Annotated in this window: 18 protein-coding genes and 2 pseudogenes; 9 read left to right on the forward strand and 11 right to left on the reverse strand. The window is 70.5% G+C overall.

The genetic code is table 11. From position 1 onward, the window contains the following. The 4 genes from AC2VOR_RS13745 to AC2VOR_RS13760 form a co-directional block, all read left to right on the forward strand. The coding region (locus AC2VOR_RS13745; protein ID WP_486963956.1) for a glutamine synthetase family protein at positions 1-1,069 on the forward strand (1,069 nt) is incomplete at its 5' end. A 39-nt stretch (positions 1,070-1,108) separates the two neighbouring features. Continuing rightward, positions 1,109-4,117 carry a bifunctional [glutamine synthetase] adenylyltransferase/[glutamine synthetase]-adenylyl-L-tyrosine phosphorylase gene (locus AC2VOR_RS13750; protein WP_486963957.1) on the forward strand — a complete coding sequence of 1,003 codons (3,009 nt, stop codon included), beginning with the start codon at positions 1,109-1,111 and terminating at the stop codon, positions 4,115-4,117. After that, on the forward strand, positions 4,114-4,761 hold the full coding sequence (locus tag AC2VOR_RS13755; protein ID WP_369738246.1) for a PaaI family thioesterase: 648 nt from the start codon (positions 4,114-4,116) through the stop codon (positions 4,759-4,761). Before AC2VOR_RS13750 ends, AC2VOR_RS13755 begins: the two co-directional genes overlap by 4 nt. Next, positions 4,758-5,618: a TIGR03619 family F420-dependent LLM class oxidoreductase gene (locus AC2VOR_RS13760; protein WP_486963958.1), complete on the forward strand. Its 861-nt coding sequence runs from the start codon at positions 4,758-4,760 to the stop codon at positions 5,616-5,618. Before AC2VOR_RS13755 ends, AC2VOR_RS13760 begins: the two co-directional genes overlap by 4 nt. A gap of 120 nt (positions 5,619-5,738) precedes the next feature. Here AC2VOR_RS13760 and AC2VOR_RS13765 read toward each other — a convergent pair whose 3' ends face one another. From AC2VOR_RS13765 to glnA, 3 genes are all read right to left on the reverse strand, one after another. Beyond that, positions 5,739-6,233, reverse strand: a complete 495-nt coding sequence (locus AC2VOR_RS13765) for an Rv2253 family sensor-like surface protein (protein WP_369738248.1) — start codon at positions 6,231-6,233, stop codon at positions 5,739-5,741. Between the two features lies 1 nt (position 6,234). Beyond that, the gene (locus AC2VOR_RS13770; RefSeq protein WP_369738249.1) at positions 6,235-6,459 is read right to left on the reverse strand and encodes a hypothetical protein; all 225 of its coding nucleotides are present in this window, start codon (positions 6,457-6,459) and stop codon (positions 6,235-6,237) included. A 153-nt stretch (positions 6,460-6,612) separates the two neighbouring features. Further along, positions 6,613-8,049, reverse strand: coding sequence for a type I glutamate--ammonia ligase (glnA, locus tag AC2VOR_RS13775; RefSeq protein ID WP_369738250.1), 1,437 nt, complete (start codon positions 8,047-8,049; stop codon positions 6,613-6,615). A gap of 243 nt (positions 8,050-8,292) precedes the next feature. On the opposite strand from glnA, the gene AC2VOR_RS13780 reads away from it, so the two are divergent. Continuing rightward, complete coding sequence (locus AC2VOR_RS13780; protein WP_369738251.1) at positions 8,293-8,715, forward strand: RDD family protein; 423 nt, start codon at positions 8,293-8,295, stop codon at positions 8,713-8,715. Positions 8,716-8,743: 28 nt separating this feature from the next. On the opposite strand, the gene AC2VOR_RS13785 is transcribed toward AC2VOR_RS13780, so the two are convergent. From AC2VOR_RS13785 to sucB, 5 genes are read right to left on the reverse strand one after another with little or no spacing between them, the layout of a single operon-like run. After that, a complete protein-coding gene (locus tag AC2VOR_RS13785; protein ID WP_369738252.1) occupies positions 8,744-9,496 on the reverse strand; it encodes a DUF4191 domain-containing protein in 753 nt (250 codons plus the stop codon). A gap of 25 nt (positions 9,497-9,521) precedes the next feature. Further along, the gene (gene lipA, locus AC2VOR_RS13790; protein ID WP_486963959.1) at positions 9,522-10,466 is read right to left on the reverse strand and encodes a lipoyl synthase; all 945 of its coding nucleotides are present in this window, start codon (positions 10,464-10,466) and stop codon (positions 9,522-9,524) included. Beyond that, complete coding sequence (gene lipB / locus AC2VOR_RS13795) at positions 10,463-11,161, reverse strand: lipoyl(octanoyl) transferase LipB (protein WP_369741541.1); 699 nt, start codon at positions 11,159-11,161, stop codon at positions 10,463-10,465. The genes lipA and lipB overlap by 4 nt, the downstream gene beginning before the upstream one ends. 47 nt (positions 11,162-11,208) lie before the next feature. Next, complete coding sequence (locus AC2VOR_RS13800; RefSeq protein ID WP_369738253.1) at positions 11,209-12,132, reverse strand: TIGR01777 family oxidoreductase; 924 nt, start codon at positions 12,130-12,132, stop codon at positions 11,209-11,211. Positions 12,133-12,136: 4 nt separating this feature from the next. Beyond that, positions 12,137-13,906, reverse strand: coding sequence for a 2-oxoglutarate dehydrogenase, E2 component, dihydrolipoamide succinyltransferase (sucB, locus tag AC2VOR_RS13805; protein WP_486963960.1), 1,770 nt, complete (start codon positions 13,904-13,906; stop codon positions 12,137-12,139). A gap of 249 nt (positions 13,907-14,155) precedes the next feature. On the opposite strand from sucB, the gene AC2VOR_RS13810 reads away from it, so the two are divergent. Continuing rightward, entirely contained in the window at positions 14,156-15,928 is a 1,773-nt protein-coding gene (locus AC2VOR_RS13810; RefSeq protein WP_369738255.1) for an SDR family oxidoreductase, read from the forward strand. Between the two features lie 35 nt (positions 15,929-15,963). Here the strand turns inward: AC2VOR_RS13810 and AC2VOR_RS13815 are convergent, their stop codons facing one another. Next, positions 15,964-17,310 (reverse strand): PPE family protein, SVP subgroup, encoded by a 1,347-nt coding sequence (locus tag AC2VOR_RS13815; protein WP_486963961.1) that lies wholly within the window; start codon positions 17,308-17,310, stop codon positions 15,964-15,966. 241 nt (positions 17,311-17,551) lie between these two features. Next, on the reverse strand, positions 17,552-17,911 hold the full coding sequence (locus AC2VOR_RS13820) for an aminopeptidase (protein WP_369738258.1): 360 nt from the start codon (positions 17,909-17,911) through the stop codon (positions 17,552-17,554). 151 nt (positions 17,912-18,062) lie between these two features. On the opposite strand from AC2VOR_RS13820, the pseudogene AC2VOR_RS13825 reads away from it, so the two are divergent. Both AC2VOR_RS13825 and AC2VOR_RS13830 read left to right on the forward strand, forming a co-directional pair. After that, positions 18,063-18,143, forward strand: a pseudogene (locus AC2VOR_RS13825) (SRPBCC family protein); the annotation flags it as partial. Positions 18,144-18,223: 80 nt separating this feature from the next. Beyond that, a pseudogene (locus AC2VOR_RS13830) lies at positions 18,224-18,337 on the forward strand (hypothetical protein); the annotation flags it as partial. An 83-nt stretch (positions 18,338-18,420) separates the two neighbouring features. Here AC2VOR_RS13830 and AC2VOR_RS13835 read toward each other — a convergent pair. Further along, on the reverse strand, positions 18,421-19,968 hold the full coding sequence (locus AC2VOR_RS13835; RefSeq protein WP_369738259.1) for a leucyl aminopeptidase: 1,548 nt from the start codon (positions 19,966-19,968) through the stop codon (positions 18,421-18,423). Between the two features lie 83 nt (positions 19,969-20,051). On the opposite strand from AC2VOR_RS13835, the gene gcvT reads away from it, so the two are divergent. Next, positions 20,052-21,155 (forward strand): glycine cleavage system aminomethyltransferase GcvT, encoded by a 1,104-nt coding sequence (gcvT, locus tag AC2VOR_RS13840; protein WP_369738260.1) that lies wholly within the window; start codon positions 20,052-20,054, stop codon positions 21,153-21,155. Positions 21,156-21,223: the final 68 nt, after the last annotated feature.

A 21,223-nucleotide genomic window follows, 5' to 3' on the forward strand; every position in this document is an offset into this window, starting at 1 on the left:
GCGGATGTTCTGCGACATCACCATGCCGGACGGGTCGCAGTCGTGGGCGGACCCGCGGCACGTGCTGCGCCGTCAGCTGCAGAAGGCCAACGACCTGGGTTTCTCCTGCTACGTGCACCCCGAGATCGAGTTCTTCCTGCTCAAGCCCGGGCCGGACGACGGGTCGGTGCCCGTCCCCGTCGACAACGCCGGCTATTTCGACCAGGCGGTGCACGATTCGGCGTCGCACTTCCGTCGGCACGCGATCGACGCGCTGGAGTTCATGGGCATCTCGGTGGAGTTCAGCCACCACGAGGGCGCGCCCGGCCAGCAGGAGATCGACCTGCGTTTCGCCGACGCCCTGTCGATGGCCGACAACGTGATGACGTTCCGCTACGTCATCAAGGAGGTGGCGATCGAGAACGGCGCGCGGGCGACGTTCATGCCCAAGCCGTTCGCGGAGCACCCCGGTTCGGCCATGCACACCCACATGAGCCTGTTCGAGGGCGACGTCAACGCATTCCACAGCACCGAGGACCCGCTGCAGCTCTCCGACGTCGGCAAGTCGTTCATCGCCGGGATCCTCGAGCACGCGTCCGAGATCAGCGCGGTCACCAACCAATGGGTCAACTCCTACAAGCGGCTGGTGCAGGGCGGTGAGGCGCCGACCGCCGCGTCGTGGGGGGCGGCCAACCGCTCCGCCCTGGTGCGGGTGCCGATGTACACGCCGCACAAGACTTCCTCGCGGCGGATCGAGGTGCGCAGCCCAGACTCGGCGTGCAACCCGTATCTGGCGTTCGCGGTGCTGTTGGCCGCCGGACTGCGCGGGGTGGAGAAGGGGTACGTGCTGGGCCCGCAGGCCGAGGACAACGTGTGGGACCTGACCCCCGAGGAGCGCCGCACGATGGGCTACCGCGAGCTGCCCACCAGTCTCGACAGCGCGCTGCGCGCCATGGAGTCCTCCGAGCTCGTCGCCGAGACGCTCGGTGAGCACGTCTTCGATTTCTTCTTGCGCAACAAGCGCACCGAGTGGGCCAACTACCGCAGCCGGGTCACGCCATACGAGCTGAGCACCTACTTGTCTCTGTAGCTCAGTTGGCCTGAGCGGCGCGCGGGTTGCGCTACGGTCGTGGTCGTGACCAAACCCGCAACGCATCGCCCGAAGCTGCCCAGCGTGGGCCGGCTCGGGTTGGTCGATCCGCGCGCGGGTGAACGGCTGACGCAGCTGGGTTGGTACGACCACGACGACCAGGCCCACGTCGACCTGCTGTGGGCGTTGTCGCGCGCGCCGGACGCCGACGCCGCGCTGCGCGCCCTGGCGCGGCTGGCGGAGAACCCCGACACCGGGTGGGAGGAGCTCAGCGCAGCGCTGCTGAGCGAACGTGCCCTGCGCGGCCGGCTGTTCGCGGCGCTCGGCTCGTCGCTCGCGCTGGGTGATCACCTGGCCGCGAACCCGCAGTCCTGGAAGCTGCTGCGCGGCAAGGTCAAACTGCCCGCCCGCGAGGAGCTGTGCGCGACGTTCGTCGGATGCGTCGACGAGTCCGACCCCGACGCGTCGGCGGGGCCGGGTTCGGCGGTGCTGCGGTTGCAGAACCTGTACCGCGACCGCCTGCTGGTCCTGGCCGCGCTCGACCTGGCCGCGACGGTCGAGGACGAGCCGGTGGTGCCGTTCACCGTGGTGGGCGCCCACCTGTCGGACCTCGCGGACGCCGCGCTGGCGGCCGCGCTGCGGATGGCCGAGCTGACCGTGTGCGGTGATCGCACGCCGCCGCGGCTGGCGGTCATCGCGATGGGCAAATGCGGTGCGCGCGAACTGAACTACGTCAGCGACGTCGACGTCATCTTCGTCGCCGAGCGCGCCGACCCGGTCAGCGCCCGCGTCGCCGGGGAGATGATGCGCGTGGCCTCCACGGCGTTCTTCCAGGTGGACGCCGCCCTGCGGCCCGAGGGTCGCGCCGGCGAGCTGGTCCGCACCGTCGAGTCCCACGTCGCCTACTACCAGCGCTGGGCGAAAACCTGGGAGTTCCAGGCGCTGCTGAAGGCCCGGGCGGCGGTCGGCGACGCCGAGCTCGGCGAACGCTATCTGACCGCGTTGCTGCCGATGGTGTGGGTCGCCTGCGAGCGCGACCACTTCGTGGTCGAGGTCCAGGCCATGCGGCGCCGCGTGGAGCAACTGGTGCCCGCCGACGTCCGCGCCCGCGAGATCAAACTCGGCAGCGGCGGGATACGGGACGTCGAGTTCGCCGTGCAGCTGCTGCAACTGGTGCACGGCCGCAGCGACGAGTCGCTGCGGGTGGCGTCCACCGTCGACGCGCTGGCCGCGCTGGGCGCGGGCGGCTACGTCGGCCGCGAGGACACCGCGAACCTCACCGCCTCCTACGAGTTCCTGCGGTTGCTCGAACACCGGCTGCAGCTGCAGCGGCTCAAGCGCACCCACCTGCTGCCCGAGTTCGACGACGAGGAGGCGGTGCGCTGGCTGGCGCGCGCGGCCCACATCCGGCCCGACGGCCGCCACGACGCGGCCGGGGTGCTGCGCGAGGAGCTCAAGCACCAGAACCTGCGGGTGTCACAGCTGCACGCCAAGCTCTTCTACCAGCCGCTGCTGGAGTCGATCGGCCCGCCCGGGCTGGAGATCTCGCACGGCATGAGCACCGAGGCGGCCGAGCGGCGGCTGGCCGCGCTCGGCTACGAGGGGCCGCAGACCGCCTTGAAGCACATGTCGGCGCTGGTCAACCAGAGCGGCCGGCGCGGCCGGGTGCAGTCGGTGCTGCTGCCGCGGCTGCTGAACTGGATGTCCTACGCGCCCGACCCCGACGGCGGGCTGCTGGCCTACCGGCGCCTGTCCGAGGCGCTGGCTCAGGAGAGCTGGTATCTGGCCACGCTGCGCGACAAGCCGGCGGTGGCCAAGCGGCTGATGCACGTGCTGGGTACCTCCACCTACGTTCCCGACCTGCTGATGCGCGCGCCCACGGTGATCCAGAGTTACGGCGACGGCGCCAACGGCCCCAAACTGCTCGACACCGACCCCGCCGCGGTGGCTCGCTCGCTGGTGGCCTCGGCCAGCCGCTACACCGACCCGGTGCGCGCGATCGCCGGCGCGCGCACGCTGCGCCGCAGGGAGCTGGCCCGCATCGGTTCGGCGGACCTGCTGGGCATGCTGGAAGTCACCGAGGTGTGCCGGGCGCTGACGTCGGTGTGGGTGGCCGTCCTGCAGGCCGCGCTGGACGCGATGATCCGGGCCAACCTGCCCCCTGACGGGCCCCGCGGGGGGACGGCGCCGGCGGCGATCGCGGTCATCGGGATGGGCAGGCTGGGCGGCGCCGAGCTGGGCTACGGGTCCGACGCGGACGTGTTGTTCGTCTGCGAGCCGGCCCACGGCGTCGAGGACGCCCAGGCGATCCGCTGGTCGACGTCGGTAGCCGAGCAGACACGCACGCTGCTGGGCACTCCGAGCGTCGACCCGCCGCTGGAGGTCGACGCCAACCTGCGGCCCGAGGGCCGCAACGGTCCGCTGGTCCGCACGCTGGGCGCCTACACCGCCTACTACCAGCAGTGGGCGCAGCCGTGGGAGATCCAGGCTCTGCTGCGCGCGCACGCGGTCGCCGGCGACGCCGAGCTGGGGCAGCGGTTCCTGCTGATGGCCGACAAGATCCGCTATCCGGCCAACGGGGTGTCGCCCGAAGCGGTCCAGCAGATCCGCCGCATGAAGGCCCGGGTCGAGTCCGAGCGGCTGCCGCGGGGCGCCGACCCCAACACCCACACGAAGCTGGGTCGCGGGGGACTGGCCGACGTCGAATGGACCGTGCAGCTGCTGCAACTGCGGTACGCGCACGAGATCGAAGCCCTGCACAACACCTCGACGCTGCAATCGCTGGACGAGATCGCCGCGGCCGGGCTGGTCCCCGCCGAAGACGTGGACCTGCTGCGTCAGGCGTGGCTGACCGCCACCCGCGCGCGCAACGCCCTGGTGCTGGTCCGCGGCAAGCCCACAGACCAGCTGCCGGGCCCCGGACGCCAGCTCAACGCGGTCGCCGTCGCCGCGGGATGGCCGACCGACGACGGCGGCGAATTCCTGGACAACTATCTTCGGGTGACGCGGCGGGCGAAGGCGGTCGTGCGCAAGGTGTTCGGAAGTTGAGTCAGGAGGCCCGCGCGTTGGACGCCACATTCGAGGTTCTCAGCGCGACGGAAGCCGACCGGGTCACGGCCCTCTACGCGCCGCTGGCCGACGCCGTGCGCGAGCTCGTCGACGCCACCATCCACACCGAGGCCGACGAGGACGTCGTCGTCGACGCGCGGTCGGCGATCGAGGCGGTCACCGCCTCGTTGCGGCAGCGGACCCGGCCCGCCGGGGTCAGCTACCGGGTCGACGGCCGCGCGCTGCCGCTGGGCAACGCCGCGGTGGGTGTGTGCAACCCGATCGCCCCGCCGGTCGTCGTCCACCACGAGGGCGGCGGGCGCTGCTGGAGCGAGTTCGTCCTCGGCTCGGCGTACGAGGGTCCGCCCGGCCTGGTGCACGGTGGGGTGAGCGCACTGGTGCTCGACCACATGCTCGGCGAGGCGGCCAGCGAGGGGCTGTCCAAGCCGCGTTTCACCGGAACCATCACCGTGAAGTACCTGCGCGGCACCCCCCTGGGCGCGCTCCGCTGCGAGGCCTGGATCGAGGGCAGGGAGGGCGTCAAAGTGTTTGCACGCGGTACCATTTCGGATGACGCGGGCGTCACCGTGGAGGCCGAGGGCGTGTTCATCGAGCCGGCGTGGGCGCGGGATTCCGCGCAATGAGGTTCTACGTCAGCAGCGCATTTCTGGACACTCGCGAGATCATCGAGATCGCCAGGGCCGCAGACGAACTCGGCTACGACGGGATGGGGATCCCCGACCACGTCGTGAACCTGGAAACACTGGACACGCCGTACCCCTACACCAAGGACGGGCAGCGGCGCTGGCAGCCGTTCACCGACTGGCCGGACCCGTGGGTGCTCGTCGGCGCCCTGGCCCAGGTCACTACCCGGCTGCGCTTCGTGACGACCGTCTACATCCCGGCGATACGCAACCCGTATTCGGCAGCCAAAGCCATCGGCACGGCGGCGGTGCTGGCGTCGGGCCGGGTGGAACTGGGCATCGGGGTCGGCTGGTGCCGCGAGGAGTTCGCCCTGATGGGGGAGCGGTTCGAGGCCCGCGGCAGGCGCACCGACGAGATGATCGAGTTGATGCGGGCGCTGTGGCAGCCGGGCTGGACGGAATTCGAGGGCGAGTTCTATCCGACGCCGCGGCTGGAGATGCAGCCCACACCGCCGCCGATCCCTGTCTACGCCGGCGGGCTCAGCGAGGCCGCCCTGCGCCGCGCCGCGCGCAACGACGGCTGGATCGGCGACCTGATCAAGACCGAACGAGCCATCGAGGCGGTGGGCCGGTTGCGGGAGTTGCGGGCCGAAAATGGTTTGACGATGGACGAATTCACGATCCTCACCCCCCTCACCGACGCGTTCACCCCCGTCGACTACCAGCGTGCCGCCGACGCCGGTATCACCGGCATCATCACCATGCCGTGGATGTTCTACGCCGGCCCCGACGCCACGCTGGCCGACAAGATCGACGGCATGGCGCGCTTCCGCAAGGACCTCGGGCTCGACGGGTAGCCGCGGCGCGGCCCAGCCTCGCGGGACCCCGCGACACATAAACGGTTGCGACGGCACGCCGACACGGCCCGCAGAGGTTTATGTCTCGCGTAGGGGGAGGCTCGCCGGCGGAGCGCGCTCTCACACGGGCGCGGCGGTCATGTTCATGTCGATCGTGCCCTGACACGGGCCGCTGGCGATCTCGGTGTGCATCGTGCCGGCAAGCGTCCCGTCGGGTTGGGGCGTGTAGCGCACCGTGGCGTGGGCGGGACTCCACTGGATCGTGGTGTCGGGCAACATGCAGTCCCACTGGAAGTCGCTGGCCTGGGTCCACGACGAGCCGTCCCAGGTGAATTTCGGTTGCGGAGCCGTCGGGTTGCTCGGCGGTGGGCCGTCGACGATCGTGGCCGTGCACGTTCCGTTCGTGCAGCTTGAGCGGAACGTGTAGACGTCGGTGTGCTGTTCCTCGGGGTCACCGGCCGCCAGGCTGGTCCCGGACTTCGGGCCGACCATGAACGTGATCGCGTACTTGCCGTTCCACGAGGGAGAGTCGGCGGAGGCGATCGGGACGGCCGGCGCGACCGCGAGCGACGCGGCGCACAAACCCACGAGACCGCTCAGGCGCCCCGGGGTCATGTCAGGGTTTGGGTGTCGGGGCCGCGGTTCCATAGAGGCAATCGTGAAGTTCCTGACTACCCGGGTCGAAGTCGAATCCGCAGTTGCACTCGCGAACTTCCTGCGGGGTGCCGAGCCCATCGCAATAGGGGGTGCCGGCCGACGCCGAGGGTGCGGTCCACACGACACCGGCGGCCAGGGCCGCCACCGCGGCGCCGACCGTGGCCATCAAAACTCTCGCCTTCATGTTGGGATCCTTCCCTCCGGTTACAGCCGGCCGCGCTTCTCGGCGGCATGCAGGGACGATAACGCCGTCGACCGTGGCTCGCCCGGCAAAGACGAAACCACCCGCGCGGCAATCGGGGGGTGATCGCGGCGCGGGTGGCGTCGTCTCGACGCCTTAGACGTCGTAGTAGAGCGCGAACTCGTAGGGATGCGGCCGCACCTGCACCGGCAGGATCTCGTTCTCGCGCTTGAAGGCGATCCACGTCTCGATCAGGTCGGGCGTGAAAACGCCGCCCTCGGTGAGGTATTCGTGGTCCTCTTCCAGCCGGTCGATCACCGCCGACAGCTGGGTAGGCGCCTGCGGGATGTTGGCGGCCTCCTCGGGCGGCAGCTCGTAGAGGTCCTTGTCGACCGGCGCCTGGGGCTCGATCTTGTTCTTGATGCCGTCCAGGCCCGCCATCAGCATCGCCGAGAACGCCAGGTACGGGTTGCCCGACGAGTCGGGGCAACGGAACTCCAGCCGCTTGGCCTTCGGGTTGCTGCCGGTGATCGGGATGCGCACGCACGCCGACCGGTTGCGCTGGCTGTACACCAGGTTGATCGGCGCCTCGTACCCGGGGACCAGCCGCTTGTAGGAGTTGACGGTCGGGTTGGTGAACGCCAGCAGCGACGGCGCGTGGTGCAACAGGCCGCCGATGTAGTGGCGGGCGGTGTCCGACAGGCCGGCGTAGCCGGTCTCGTCGTACATCAGCGGGCTGCCGTCCTTCCACAGCGACTGGTGGGTGTGCATACCCGAGCCGTTGTCGCCGAACAGCGGCTTGGGCATGAACGTGACGGTCTTGCCGTTCTGCCACGCCGTGTTCTTGACGATGTACTTGTACAACTGCATGTCGTCGGCCGCGTGCAGCAAGGTGTTGAACTTGTAGTTGATCTCGGCCTGCCCGCCGGTGCCCACCTCGTGGTGGCCCTTCTCCAGCTCGAAGCCGGCCTTGATCAGGTTCTGCAGCATCTTGGCGCGCAGGTCGACGTAGTGGTCGACGGGGGCGACCGGGAAGTACCCGCCCTTGGGGCGGACCTTGTAGCCGCGGTTGGGGCTGCCGTCAAGTTCGTTGGGCGAACCGGTGTTCCACCATCCCGAGATCGCGTCGATCTCGTAGAACGAGCCGTTGGTGCGCGAGTCGAAGCTGATCGAGTCGAAGATGTAGAACTCGGCCTCGGCGCCGAAGTAGGCGGTGTCGGCCACCCCGGTGCTGATCAGGTAGTTCTCCGCCTTGCGGGCGACGTTGCGCGGGTCGCGCGAATACGGCTCGAGGGTGAACGGGTCGTGCACGAAGAAGTTCATGTTCAGCGTCTTGGCTTCGGTGAACAGGTCGACCTTCGCGGTCGCCGGGTCGGGCAGGAGCAGCATGTCGGACTCGTGAATCGACTGGAATCCGCGAATCGACGAGCCGTCGAAGGCCAACCCGTCCTCGAACACGCTCTCGTCGAAGAACGACACCGGAATCGTGAAGTGCTGCATGATGCCCGGCAGGTCACAGAACCGGACGTCGACGAACTCGACGTTTTCGTCCTTTACGAGTTTGAAGACGTCGTCGGGCGTCGTTTCCGTCACAGCTTGCTCCTTTACTTGGTGAAATCCGCGGCCTGACGCTATGAAGCTGATGTTGCCCGCCGGTCAACCCCGTGTTGCGCGCACGTTACGTGCCCACGCCGCCCGCAAAAGTGGCCGGGTCGGCGCTATGCGCCGGGGGCTCTATTGTGGGGCCATGGACCGCAAGATCGTATCTGGTCCGGCGTGTGGGCGCACCGCAGTGCCGCGCTTACGCGTCGGGCAGCCGTGCCAAGACCGCGCCCGATGACGCCGGGATCGCGATCCGCCTACCCGGGTGAGGCGCTCGGATTGCCCGAGAGCGGTGCGGGTTCGCTGGCGCCGATGGGGCGCCGCCTGGCCGCGCTGTTGATCGACTGGCTGATCTCCTACGGCCTGGCGGCGCTGGGCCTGACATTCGGCCTGCTCTCCCAGCGGAGCCTGGCGACCGCGGTGCTGGTCGTCTGGTGGGTGCTCGGCGTGGTGGCGGTGCGGCTGTTCGGCTCCACCCCCGGCCAGTTGACGCTGGGCCTGGGGGTGGCGGCCGTGGACGGACGGATACCGGTGGGCGTCGTCCGGCTGGCCGTGCGCGGCCTGCTCGTCGCGATGGTCATCCCGGCCCTGTTCACCGACTACGACGGCCGCGGCCTGCACGATCGCGTGACCGGCACGGCCGTGGTGCGGCGCTGACGGTCGAGGGTGCGGAGATGCCCTGCCGCTACCGGCGGCGCACCGTGCGCTGCACGCCGCGCATCTTGCCGGCGTTCGGCTGTGGCCCCTTGGGCATGACCCCGGCGCCCGCCCGCGACCCGAGCGCGGCCATCCGCGACTCCAGGCTGTCCATCTGCTTGACGGTGATGTTGGCCGGCAGGCGGGTCAGGTGGCGCTCCAGCTTGCCCAGGGGCACCTCGCCCTCGCCCTTGCCGACGACGATGTCGTAGATCGGTACGTCGCCGACCAGGCGCGCGTGGCGCTTCTTCTCCTGCGCCAGCAGCGGTTTGACCCGGGCCGCCGACCCCTCGCCGACCAGGATGACCCCCGGCCGGCCGAGCACCCGATGTACGGCGTCGAAGTGGCCGGTCGCGGCGACGCCGGGGGTCACCCGCCACTTGCCGCGCATGTTGTCCAGCACCCACGCCGCGGCACCCGCCTGGCCCTCGGCTTTGCTGTAGACCGATTTCTGCGCCCGGCGGCTGAATATGATGAACGCGACCAACGCGCCGAGCAGCACCCCCAGCGGGATCAGCGTGATCATGGTGAGCCCGCCTGCCCAGAGGCCGACGGCCACCGAGGCGGCCACGATCAGCACGAAGGCGCCGATCATGTACGGCAGCAGCCGGTTGTCCTCCTGGCGCTGAATGTTGAACGCCTGCCACAGCTGGGCGCGGCGCTCCTTGGCGGCGGCCTTGCGGGCGGCCTGTGCCTCGGCCCTGGCGGCTTTGTTCTCGGCGGCTTTGCGGGATTTAGCCATAATCACCAAGGATATGCGGTGCCGGTCAGGGCGCCGAGGCCTCCATGCTGTCCGGGCCGCGGGCAGCCTGCTCGTAGAGCCGCCCCGCGCGGTACGACGAGCGCACCAGCGGCCCCGCCAGGACCCCGGAGAATCCCAATTTCTCTGCGTGGCAGGCCAACTCGGTGAACTCACTGGGCTTGACCCAGCGCTCGACGGGATGGTGGCGCGCCGACGGCCGCAGGTACTGGGTGATGGTGACGATGTCGCAGCCGGCGTCGCGCAGGTCGGCCAGCGCGGTGCGCACCTCGTCGGGCGTCTCGCCCAGACCGAGGATCAGGTTGCTCTTGGTCACCAAACCGGCCTCGCGTGCGGCGGTCAGTACGTCCAGGCTGCGCCGGTAGGTGAACGCGGGTCGGACCCGCTTAAAGACCCGCGGCACGGTCTCGACGTTGTGGGCCAGCACCTCGGGGCGTGACTCGAACACCTCCGCCAGGCGGGCGGGGTCGCCGTTGAAGTCGGGGATCAACAGCTCGACCCCCGTCGTCGGGTTGAGCTCCTTGATGGCGCGTACCGTGGCGGCGTACAGCCAGGCCCCGCCGTCGGGCAGGTCGTCGCGGGCGACGCCGGTGACCGTGGCGTAGCGCAGGCCCATCGTCCGGACGCTGTCGGCGACCCGGCGGGGCTCGTCGCGGTCCAGGTCGGCCGGCCGGCCGGTGTCGATCTGGCAGAAGTCGCAACGCCGTGTGCATTGGTCGCCGCCGATCAGGAAGGTGGCCTCCCGGTCCTCCCAGCATTCGAAGATGTTGGGGCAGCCGGCCTCCTCGCAGACCGTGTGCAAACCCTCGCGCCGGACCAGGGCCTTGAGCTGGGTGTACTCGGGTCCCATCCGCGCGCGGACCTTGATCCACGGGGGCTTGCGCTCGATGGGGGTCTCGGCGTTGCGTACCTCGAGCCGCAGCAGTTTGCGGCCTTCGGGAGCGACAGTCACATCGCCGATGCTACGCGGGCGACGGGATGGTCCCGCACCGGCAAGACCCCATCCAGGGCGTCGCACACCGCGACCGCCACCGCCGCACATACGTCCTCGACGCGCACCGTGCGTCCCAGTTCGGCCGACACGGACGTCACCCCGGCGTCGCTGATCCCGCACGGCACGATGGCGCCGAACGCCCCGAGGTCGCAGTCGCAGTTGAGCGCGAACCCGTGCAGGGTGGTCGCGCGGGACACCCGTACGCCGATGGCGGCGACCTTGCGTGCGGGTCGTGCCGCGTCGCCCGGCACCCACACGCCCGAGCGGCCCGCGACGCGGACGGTTTCCAGGCCGAGGTCTGCGCAGACCTTGATCAGCGATTCCTCTAGCCGCCGAACGTAGTTGACGACGTCGAGCGGTTCGGCCAGCCCGATGATCGGGTAGCCGACCAGCTGACCCGGGCCGTGCCAGGTGATCTTGCCGCCGCGGTCGGTGTCGACGACGGGCATGCCGTCCACGGGTCGCTCGTGCGGTTCGGTGCGCCGCCCCGCGGTATACACCGGCGGGTGCTCCAGCAACAGCAATGCGTCGCGGCCGCCGGCGGACCGGGCGTCGGCCAGGTCACGCTGCAACTGCCAGGCGGTGCCGTAGTCGAGCGTGCCCAGCCGGCGGACGTCGATGGGGGCCGGCTGCGCCCTGATGGATGACCTGATGGGTGCGGTCACGGTGGCGACGGTACACCCCCGGCACGGCCGCGGATCTAGTCGCGTTCCCGCCGGGCGGTCGCGTAGTCGAGCGCCTCGCCGATGGTGTTGTGGTGGAACTGGAAACCGGCCCGTTCCAGCGCCCCGGGGATGGCGCGCTGCCCGATCAGCAGCGCCTCGTCGGCGAACTCGCCGAGCGCCGCGCGCACCGCTACCCCCGGCAGCACCAGCGGGGTGGGACGGTTGACCGCGCGGCCTAACGCGGTGGTGAACTCGGCGTTGGTCACCGGCGCCGGACCGGTCATGTTCACGGGCCCGGCCAGCGCGCGATGCGACATCGCGAACAGCAGGGCGCGCACCTCGTCCTCGAGGCTGATCCACGACATGTACTGACGGCCGCTGCCCAGCCTGGCGCCGAGGCCGGACGAGAACAGCGGCCGCACCTTGCGCAGCGCCTGGCTTGCCGCGCCCAGCACCACCCCGGTGCGCGCCAGCACGACGCGGACCCCGCCGTATTGGGCCGGCAGTGTGGCGGCCTCCCAGTCCTGGCACAGCTGGGCCAGGAAACCGCTGCCGGCCCGGGCGTTCTCGTCGACCACACGGTCCCTGGTGTGCCCGTAATAGCCCACCGCGCTGGCATTGATCAGCGTTTCGATTCCGGCGTCGGCGACGGCCTTGGCCAGCACCTCGGTCGGAGTGATGCGGCTGTCGCGCAGGCTTTGCTTGAACGCCCCCGACCAGCGCCGCCGGCCGATGTCGACCCCGCACAAGTTCACCACGGCGTCGACGTCGTCCAGGGCGTCGGGATCGAACTTGCCGCTCTCCGGATTCCAATGCAGCTCTTCGGGATTCGCCGGTGCCCTGCGCACGATGCGCAGCACCCGGTGGTCGGCGGCGCGCAGCGCGGCAGCCAGCGCGGAGCCGATCAGGCCGGACGAACCCGCGATCGCGACGACGGCCTTGTCACCAGCCCGGGCCACGCTCTCACAGCCCCAGGTCGGCCTCGAACGCTCCCTCTTCGAGCCGGTTCTTGATCGTGGTGAGGAAGCGTCCGGCGTCGGCCCCGTCGATGAGCCGGTGGTCGTAGGTCAGCGGCAGGTAGCAGACCGAGCGCACGCCGATCGACTCGTTGCCGAATTCGTCGACGATCACCCGGGGCCGCTTGACGATGGCCCCGGTGCCCAGCATCGCGGCCTGCGGCGGCACCAGGATCGGGGTGTCGAACAACGCCCCCTGGCTGCCGATGTTGGTGATCGTGAAGGTGCCGCCGGACAACTCGTCCGGTTTGAGGTCGCCCGAGCGGGCGCGCGCGGCGATGTCGGCGATCGCGCGGGCCAGCCCGGCCAGGGACAGATCGCCGGCGTTGTGGATCACCGGGGAAAGCAGGCCCTGCTCGGTGTCGACGGCGAACCCGAGGTGCTCGGCGTCGTAGTAGGTGATCTCCTTGGTGTCCTCGTTGTAGCTGGCGTTGATGTTCGGGTGGGTCTTCAGCGCGTCGATCACCGCGCGGGCGATGAACGGCAGGAAGGTCAGGTTCACCCCTTCGCGTTCGGCGAACGCCGCCTTGGCCCGCGCTCGCAACCCGACGATCCTGGTCATGTCGACCTCGTGGGTCTGGGTGAGCTGGGCCGTCGCCTGCAAGGATTCGCGAGTCTTGGCGGCGGTGAGCTGCCGGATACGGCTGGCCTTCTGCGTGGTGCCGCGCAGGTGCGCCAGCGCCGGTGCCGGGGTGGGTGCGGGCCGTCGGGACTCCGCGGCCGCCCTCGGCGCGCCGGCGGCGGGAGCCGGCGCGGGTGCCCGGGTGGCCTGCTTCTTCTGTTCCGCCGCGGCGAGCACGTCCTGCTTGCGGATCCGGCCGCCCACGCCGGTCCCGGTGACCGCGTTCAGGTCGATGTCGTGTTCGTTGGCCAGCTTGCGCACCAGCGGGGTGACGTACGGCGTCCGCTCCGCCACACCCTGGCCCTGCGACTCCGCAGCGGGCCGCGCCGGTGCCGGTTCGGCCTTCGGCGCGGGCTCGGTCTTGGTCTCGGGTTTGGGCTGGGGCGCCGGCTCGGGCTCGGGCTTGGGCTCGGGCTCGGTCTTGGGCTCGGCTTTGGGCTGGGGCGCCGGCTCGGGCTGGGATGGCTTGGTGGGGGCGGACACCGCGCCGGCTCCCGAGCCGATCCGTGCCAACTCGCCGCCGACCGGAACCGTGGCGTCCTCCTCGGCGGTGATGCTGACCAGCACACCGGCCACCGGCGAGGGAATCTCGGTGTCGACCTTGTCGGTGGACACCTCCACCAGCGGCTCGTCGACCGCCACCGAATCGCCGACCTTCTTCAGCCAGCGGGTGATCATGCCCTCGGCAACGGACTCGCCGAGTTCGGGCATCAGCACTGGAGTGGCGTCGCCGGAAACCCGGTCAGGTTGCGGGGCCTGCGCCTGCGCGGGCTCCGGTTCGGGCTCGGGTACGGGCTCGGCCTGGGTCTCGGGCTGCGGGCGGCTCGGCGCCTGCGCGCCCGCCCCGCCGTCCTCGGCGGCGTCGCCGATGACGGCCAGCTCGCCGCCCACCTCGACGGTGTCGTCTTCCCGGGCGACGATCTTGATCAGCACCCCGGCCGCGGGGGAGGGGATCTCGGTGTCGACCTTGTCGGTGGACACCTCGACGAGGGGCTCGTCGACTTCGACCGTGTCGCCTTCCTGCTTGAGCCAGCGCGTGACCGTCCCCTCGGTGACGCTCTCACCGAGTGCCGGCATCTGGACGGAGAAGGCCATCTTTTCTGACTCCTCGAATCGCTGGTGGTTCGGCGCAGGTCGAAGCCCGGTGGTGTAACGGCGGGAAACCGAGTCGTCCTCGGAACTCTCCCATTCGCTATCTTGTCATCGCCGCGGGAACGGCACACATTCAGGGCTGCCGCGCGCCGATGCCGGGGCGAGGGTCAACCCGCTTGCTACGGTGTGGCCACTGCTGGTCACGTTGCCAGTCAGGGGCAGGCGGAGCACATCGGGGGTGGCGGAGTTCAGATGGCGGCAACACAGCAGGTTTCCCAGCATTTCGTCGACAGCACGGACGGGGTGCGCATCGCGGCCTACGAAGAGGGCAACCCGGAGGGCCCGACCGTCGTCCTGGTGCACGGCTTTCCCGACTCGCACGTGTTGTGGGACGGGGTCGTGCCGCTGTTGGCCGAGCGGTTCCGCGTCATCCGCTACGACAACCGGGGGGTGGGCGGCTCGTCGACGCCCAAGCCGGTCGCCGCGTACACGATGGAGCGCTGCGCCGACGACTTCGCCGCGGTCACCGGTGCGCTGTCGCCCGGCCAACCCGTGCACGTCCTGGCCCACGACTGGGGGTCGGTGGGCGTGTGGGAGTACCTGAGCCGGCCCGGCGCCGCCGACCGGGTCGCCTCGTTCACGTCGGTGTCGGGCCCCAGCCAGGACCAGCTCGTCGCCTACATCTTCGGCGGGCTGCGGCGGCCGTGGCGACCGCGCACCTTCGCCCGGGCGATCAGCCAGGCGCTGCGGCTGACCTACATGGTGTTCTTCTCGATACCGGTGCTCGCGCCGCTGGTGCTGCGGCTGGCGCTGCGGAGCAAGGCGGTCCGGCGCCACATGGTCGGCGGCATCCCCGACGACAAGATCCACCACTCCGCCGGCCTGGCCGGCGACGCCGCCCGCTCGGTGAAGACCTACCGCGCCAACTACTTCGCCGCGTTCGCCAGGAAGCGGCCGATCCCGGTGGTCGACGTGCCGGTGCAGTTGATCGTCAACACCGACGACCCCTACGTGCGGCCCTACGGCTACGATGACACCGCGCGCTGGGTGCCGCGGCTGTGGCGCCGCGACATCAGGGCCGGTCACTTCTCCCCGATGTCGCACCCCCAGGTGATGGCGGCCGCGGTGCACGACCTGACCGACCTGGCCGAAGGCCGGCAGCCCAGCCGCGCGCTGCTGCGCGCGCAGGTCGGCCGCCCCCGCGGGGACTTCGGCGACACCCTGGTCGCGGTCAGCGGAGCCGGCAGCGGCATCGGCCGGGAGACCGCGTACGCCTTCGCCGCCGACGGCGCCGAACTCGTCGTCAGCGACATCGACGAGGCGTCCGTCAAGGAAACCGCGGCGGAGATCGCCGCGCGCGGCGGCGTCGCGCACAGTTATGTGCTCGACGTGTCCGACGCCGACGCGGTCGAGGCGTTCGCCGAGCGGGTCAGCGCCGAACACGGTGTCCCCGACATCGTCGTCAACAACGCGGGCATCGGGCACGCCGGCGGCTTCCTGGACACCCCCGCCGAGGAGTTCGACCGCGTGATGGACGTCAACTTCGGCGGCGTGGTGAACGGCTGCCGGTCGTTCGCGCGGCGGTTGGTCGAACGCGGCACCGGCGGGCACATCGTCAACGTGGCGTCGATGGCCTCCTACTCACCGCTGCAGTCGCTGAGCGCCTACTGCAGCTCCAAGGCGGCGGCCTTCATGTTCTCCGACTGCCTGCGGGCCGAGCTCGACACCGCCGGCGTCGGGCTGACCACCATCTGCCCCGGCGTCATCAATACCAACATCATCAAGACCACTCGCATCGACGCGCCCCAGGGCAAGACGGAGCAGGTGGCCGGTCGCCGCGGACAGCTCGGCATGCTGTTCGCGCTGCGCCATTACGGCCCCGAGAACGTCGCCAACGCGATCCTGTCGTCCATCCGCAAGAACAAGCCGATCCGTCCGGTCGCGCCGGAAGCCTACGCGTTCTACGCCCTTTCGCGGTTCGCGCCGCAGGCGCTGCGCAGTACCGCGCGGTTGCGGGTGATCTAGCCGGGGCCGGCCCAACGGTCGGCGAACGATCGAGTTCAGCGACCGCCGAGAAGGCGCTGCTTCTGTTCGACGAACTCCGTGTCGGTCAAGGCGCCCCTGTCGCGGAGTTCGGCGAGTCTCCCCAGCACTTCGGTGATCTCGCGCAGCTCGGTAGTGGTACCGGACGGCCGGCCGCTCGAGGCCGTGCGGGACCGTTGCTCGCGGTCCCCGACGGCCGCCCCGGCACGTACCCGGCTGCCCGGGGCTCCCTCGTCGACCGGCCGGTCTTCTCGGGAACCGGATGCGCCGCGCGAGGGAAACGCCATCAGCGGAGTCCCACCGAAGAGGGGCATGTCGCCGAACGGGCCAAGGCCCGAACGTGGGCCCGGGACGGAACCGGCGATCGGCGATTCGACGGCGGCCAGACGCATCTCCGGGGCAGCCGACGTCCAGCCCGCCGGCACCGACAACCGGCCGCGGGAGCCTCCACCGCCCATGTGGGCTGAAACCGAGGTGGCCGCCGCGTGCGGGCGCGCCGCCTTCCCGGTCCCCGCCGGACGTTGCGGCGCGGCCGGGGCTTTCTCCCCGGCCCCCGGCCCCACGGCGTTGTGCTCGGCCTCGGAGATGAACCCCGCGGCGCCCGACACCCCGATCAGCCCGAAACCGTTGCCCAGAAATTCGGAGCCGAGTTCCACCAGGTCATAGACATTCGTGAAGTCCGAAAAGCCGGTCAAACCGAAGGGTGCGGCCGTCAGCGCCCGCAACGCATTCGGCACCGCGGACATCAGCGTGCCACTCGCCAGCGCCGCCTGTGCGTGGCCGGCCGAGGTGGCGGCGGCCCGGGCGGCCGCGGCGCTTTGTGCGATGACCCCGCCCTGGTCGGTGGCCGGCCGTGGCGGGTCGAACGGAGTCACCTCCGCGGCCGCCCGCGAGGTACCGGCATAGCCGTACATCGCGGCGACGTCCTGGGCCCACATCTCGGCATAGGCGACTTCGGTGGCCGCGATCGCCGGGGTGTTCTGGCCCAACACATTCGTCGCGATCAGCGACATCAGCTGTGCACGGTTGGACGCGATCACCGGCGGAGGCACCGTCATCGCATGGGCGGCCTCGTATGCCGCCACGGCAGCCCTGGCCTGGGCGCTGGTCTGACCCGCCTGCGCGGCGGCGATATTCAGCCATGCCACCTGCGATGCGGCCGACGCCGCCATCGACGCCGCGGACGGGCCCTCCCACGGTTCGCTGGTGAGCTCCGAGACCACCGACTCGAGGTTGGACGCGGTGGTGTGCAACTCGTTGGCCAGCTCATCCCATGCCCACGCGGCGCTCAGCATCGAACCCGCACCAGGACCCGCATAGATGCGCGCGGAGTTGACCTCCGGCGGCAAAAACGCAAAATGCATGTGTGCTTGGCTATCCCCTGCATCCCCGGGGGCGTCCTCGGCGGCCTCCGGTCATGTCCCCTTCGTACCACGCGCCGCCGATCCCGGATCGGGCCCGGTGTCAACGCCGGGTGATCCGCACTGCGAATCCTGCTCGGCAACAAGCGAATCCTGCTCGGCAACAAGCGCTTTCACCCAACGCGACGATCACGGTCACGGCTCACCGGCATCGATCGACGGCACGCGGGACGAACGGAGGGCCCTAGACGGACGGGGACGCGCCCTCGGACCGTCGGACCAGGAACGCGCCGGCGACCGCCAAGACCCCGACCACCGTCAGCGGGATCGTCCAGGCGCGCCGGCTGCCCACCGCCGAGTTGCACTGTGCCACGTAATTGGGCGAATGCGGGGCGAACTGGCCGACGATCGGGATGTTCGCCCCGGTCTGGTTGTTGGTTGTCTGCGTCGCGTTACGGGCGCCCTGCGTATTCTCCGCCACGGCGTTCCCGCAGCCGATGGAATTTCCGTTCCCGTCGGAAATGGAAACCGGCACCAGCAAACCGATCACCCCGGCCAGCAACAGCACGGCGCCCACCGCCATGATCAACCGTCGTACCGTCACGATCTCGCCTTTCTCGTCAGCGAATGAAAACGCTGGAAGATTAGCCACTGGGGGCGGCCAGTAAACCTGCGGTTCGCCAGGGTCGGGTGCTTGGCTCCCGGCCCCGGGCGGGTACTCGGCGGCGGTAACCCGAGCAGCGAGAGGATTTGCCGTGATCATTGCGACGCGGGGCGTGGCCGTGCCCTGCCAGCGGGTCTGGGACGTGATGGCCGACGGGTGGACCTACACGCAGTAGGTGGTGGGCAACCGCCGCATGCGCGCGGTCGACCCGAACTGGCCGGCACCGGGCACCATGGGCTGGTCGCCGCGGCGATGCTCGCCGACGCGGGGTGGGACGGGCTGGTGCTGGAGGCGCAGCCCGAGCCCGGCGGCGCGGTGCGCAGCGCCGAGCTGACACCGGGCTACGTCACCGACCTGTTCAGCTCCTAGCACTCGATGACCTGCCGCCCGTCGACGTGGTCCCGGCCGGACTCCCGCGCGGTGCTCGCAATGCTGACCAAATGAGCCGGTCAGCCGTTCTCGCAGATGTCTTCCAGCACCGCCCAGATCGTGCGGGTCGGCACGCCCGTGGCGCCCTTGGGGCTGTACCCCCACGGGCCGCCGGTGTTGTAGGCCGGGCCGGCCACGTCGATGTGCGCCCACGCCACCCCGTCGGCGACGAACTCGCGCAGGAACACACCGGCCACCAGCATGCCGGCGAAGCGCTGGCCGCTGACGTTGGCCAGGTCGGCCACTCCTGACTTCAGTTCTTCCTTGAGCTCGTCGGGCAGCGGCATCGGCCAGCCGTTCTCGCCGACCCGCTGTGAGATCCCCGCGACCCGGTCGCGGAACTCGTCGCTGCCCATCACCCCGGGGATGCGCGAGCCCAGCGCCACCGTCTGCGCGCCGGTCAGCGTGGAGGTCTCGATCAGGTAGTCGGGCTTGTCCTCGCAGGCCCGCACGATCGCGTCGGCCAGGATGAGCCGGCCCTCCGCGTCGGTGTTGAGCACTTCGACCGTCGTCCCGCCGTACTGCGTCAGCACGTCGCCGGGGCGCTGCGCGGTGGCCGACGGCATGTTCTCGGCCATCGGCACCGTGGCGATAACGTCGATGGGCAGCCGCAGCTGCGCGGCCAGGGCGACGGTCGCCACGACAGCGGCCGCCCCGCCCATGTCGGAGGTCATGTAGTGCATCGACGCCGCCGGCTTGATCGAGATGCCGCCGGTGTCGAACGTGACGCCCTTGCCGACCAGCGCGACCTTCTTGGCGTTCTGCGGTTTGTTGGCCAGCCGCGACCCGCGGTGGATCAGCCGCACCAGCCGCGGTGGGCGCGACGAGCCCTGGCCGACGCCGATGATGCCGCCGTAACCGCCCTTCTGCAGGGCCTTTTCGTCGAGGATCTCAACGTCGAGGCCGACGGATTCGCCCAAAGCCTTTGCCCGTTTGGCGAATTCGGCGGGGTACAGGTGGTTCGGCGGGGTGTTGACGAGGTCGCGGGCGGTGGCGACCGCGGTCGCGACGGCCGCGGCGTGTGCGGTCTGCTTGTTGGCGTTCTTGGAGCCGGACAGCACGGTGATCTTGCGCAGCCCTTTGTCTTTCGGCGCCGTCTTGGCGCTGCGGAAGTCGGTGAACCGGTAGCTGCCCAGGATCAGCCCCTCGACCGCGGCCGCGCAGACGCCCTCGCCGGGCAAATCGGCCAGGGTGGTGAGCACGGTCTCGGCGTTGCCCAGGGAGCGTGCCGCCACACCGGCGGCGCGGCGGACCGTGTCGGCCGGCCACTCGGGTCGGGGTTTGCCCAGCCCGACGGTCAGCACGCTGCCCACCGGCAGCGAGTTGACCACCAGCCGGTGAACCTGTTCGCTGCCGCCGGTGGCGTCCAGGGCACGCAGGCCGGCCTCGATCTCGGCGACCGCGTCGGCGGGCAGGAACGGCTCGGCCGACGCCACGACCGCGCCCGGCTTGTCCTCCTCGCCGGCCGACACGACCGGCACCAGCAGGACCGAGGCACCCGCGCCGCGCTTCGGCAGCGAGGTGGCGACGTTGACGGCAGGGGATCGGTAGCCCGGTTCGGTGGTCACGGGCAATCACCCTAGTCACCTGCGGCGGGCCCAGGCCCCCTGCCCCGACGTGGCGATGGCGGCGCCGATTAGGGTGGGATGGCGTGAGCGACGGGCCAGAGCTGCTGCACGGACCACTGGAAGACCGCCATCGCGAGCTGGGCGCCAACCTCGGCGAATTCGGCGGGTGGCTGATGCCGGTGTCCTATGCCGGCACCGTCAGCGAGCACAACGCCACCCGCAACGCCGTCGGCCTCTTCGACGTCAGCCACCTCGGCAAGGCGCTGGTTCGCGGACCGGGCGCCAAGGAGTTCGTCAACTCCGCGCTCACCAACGACTTGAACCGCATCGGCCCGGGCAAGGCGCAATACACGTTGTGCTGCACCGAATCCGGTGGGGTCATCGACGACCTGATCGCCTACTACGTCGCCGCCGACGAGATATTCCTGGTGCCCAACGCCGCCAACACCGCCGCGGTCGTGGCGGCGCTGCGGGCGGTCGCGCCGTCGGGCGTGACTGTCGCCGACGAGCACCGCGACTACGCGGTGCTGGCGGTGCAGGGGCCGCGGTCGGCCGACGTGCTCGGCGAGCTGGGGCTACCCACCGACATGGAGTACATGGCCTACGCGGACGCCTCCTACTCGGGGGTGCCGGTGCGGGTGTGCCGCAGCGGCTACACCGGCGAGCACGGCTACGAGCTGCTGCCGCCCTGGGATTCGGCGGGGGTGGTGTTCGACGCGCTGGTCGCTTCCGTGCGTGCCGCCGGCGGCGAGCCAGCCGGCCTGGGCGCCCGCGACACCCTGCGCACCGAGATGGGCTACCCGCTGCACGGGCACGAGCTCTCGCCGGACATCTCCCCGCTGCAGGCCCGGTGCGGCTGGGCGGTCGGCTGGAAGAAGCCCGCCTTCTTCGGTCGCGACGCGCTGCTGGCCGAGAAGGCCGCCGGGCCGCGGCGGCTGCTGCGGGGGCTGCGCATGGTCGGACGCGGGGTGCTGCGCCCCGGGCTCACGGTGCTCGCCGGGGACACCCCCGTCGGGGTCACCACCTCCGGAACGTTCTCGCCCACGCTGCAAGTCGGCATAGGTCTGGCGTTGATCGACACCGACGCCGGCATCGAGGACGGCCGGCGCGTCACCGTCGACGTGCGTGGCCGCGCCGTCGAATGCGACGTCGTGCGGCCACCTTTCGTCGCGGCGAAAACCCATTAGCCGCCATTTGAGTTCGGGTCGCGTTCCCCGGCCGCAAAAGCACCATCGCATCCGGAGATACAATCGGC

This window comes from Mycobacterium sp. TH-M103 (assembly GCF_057473785.1).

What these genes read in the sequence shown, in the direction of transcription:
- AC2VOR_RS13760 (WP_486963958.1), top strand. Translation starts at nt 4,758, where the DNA reads ATGAGGTTCTACGTCAGCAGCGCATTTCTGGACACTCGCGAGATCATC.
- AC2VOR_RS13765 (WP_369738248.1), bottom strand. Translation starts at nt 6,233, where the DNA reads ATGACCCCGGGGCGCCTGAGCGGTCTCGTGGGTTTGTGCGCCGCGTCG.
- AC2VOR_RS13770 (WP_369738249.1), bottom strand. Translation starts at nt 6,459, where the DNA reads ATGAAGGCGAGAGTTTTGATGGCCACGGTCGGCGCCGCGGTGGCGGCC.
- AC2VOR_RS13780 (WP_369738251.1), top strand. Translation starts at nt 8,293, where the DNA reads ATGACGCCGGGATCGCGATCCGCCTACCCGGGTGAGGCGCTCGGATTG.
- AC2VOR_RS13785 (WP_369738252.1), bottom strand. Translation starts at nt 9,496, where the DNA reads ATGGCTAAATCCCGCAAAGCCGCCGAGAACAAAGCCGCCAGGGCCGAG.
- sucB (WP_486963960.1), bottom strand. Translation starts at nt 13,906, where the DNA reads ATGGCCTTCTCCGTCCAGATGCCGGCACTCGGTGAGAGCGTCACCGAG.
- AC2VOR_RS13810 (WP_369738255.1), top strand. Translation starts at nt 14,156, where the DNA reads ATGGCGGCAACACAGCAGGTTTCCCAGCATTTCGTCGACAGCACGGAC.
- AC2VOR_RS13815 (WP_486963961.1), bottom strand. Translation starts at nt 17,310, where the DNA reads ATGCATTTTGCGTTTTTGCCGCCGGAGGTCAACTCCGCGCGCATCTAT.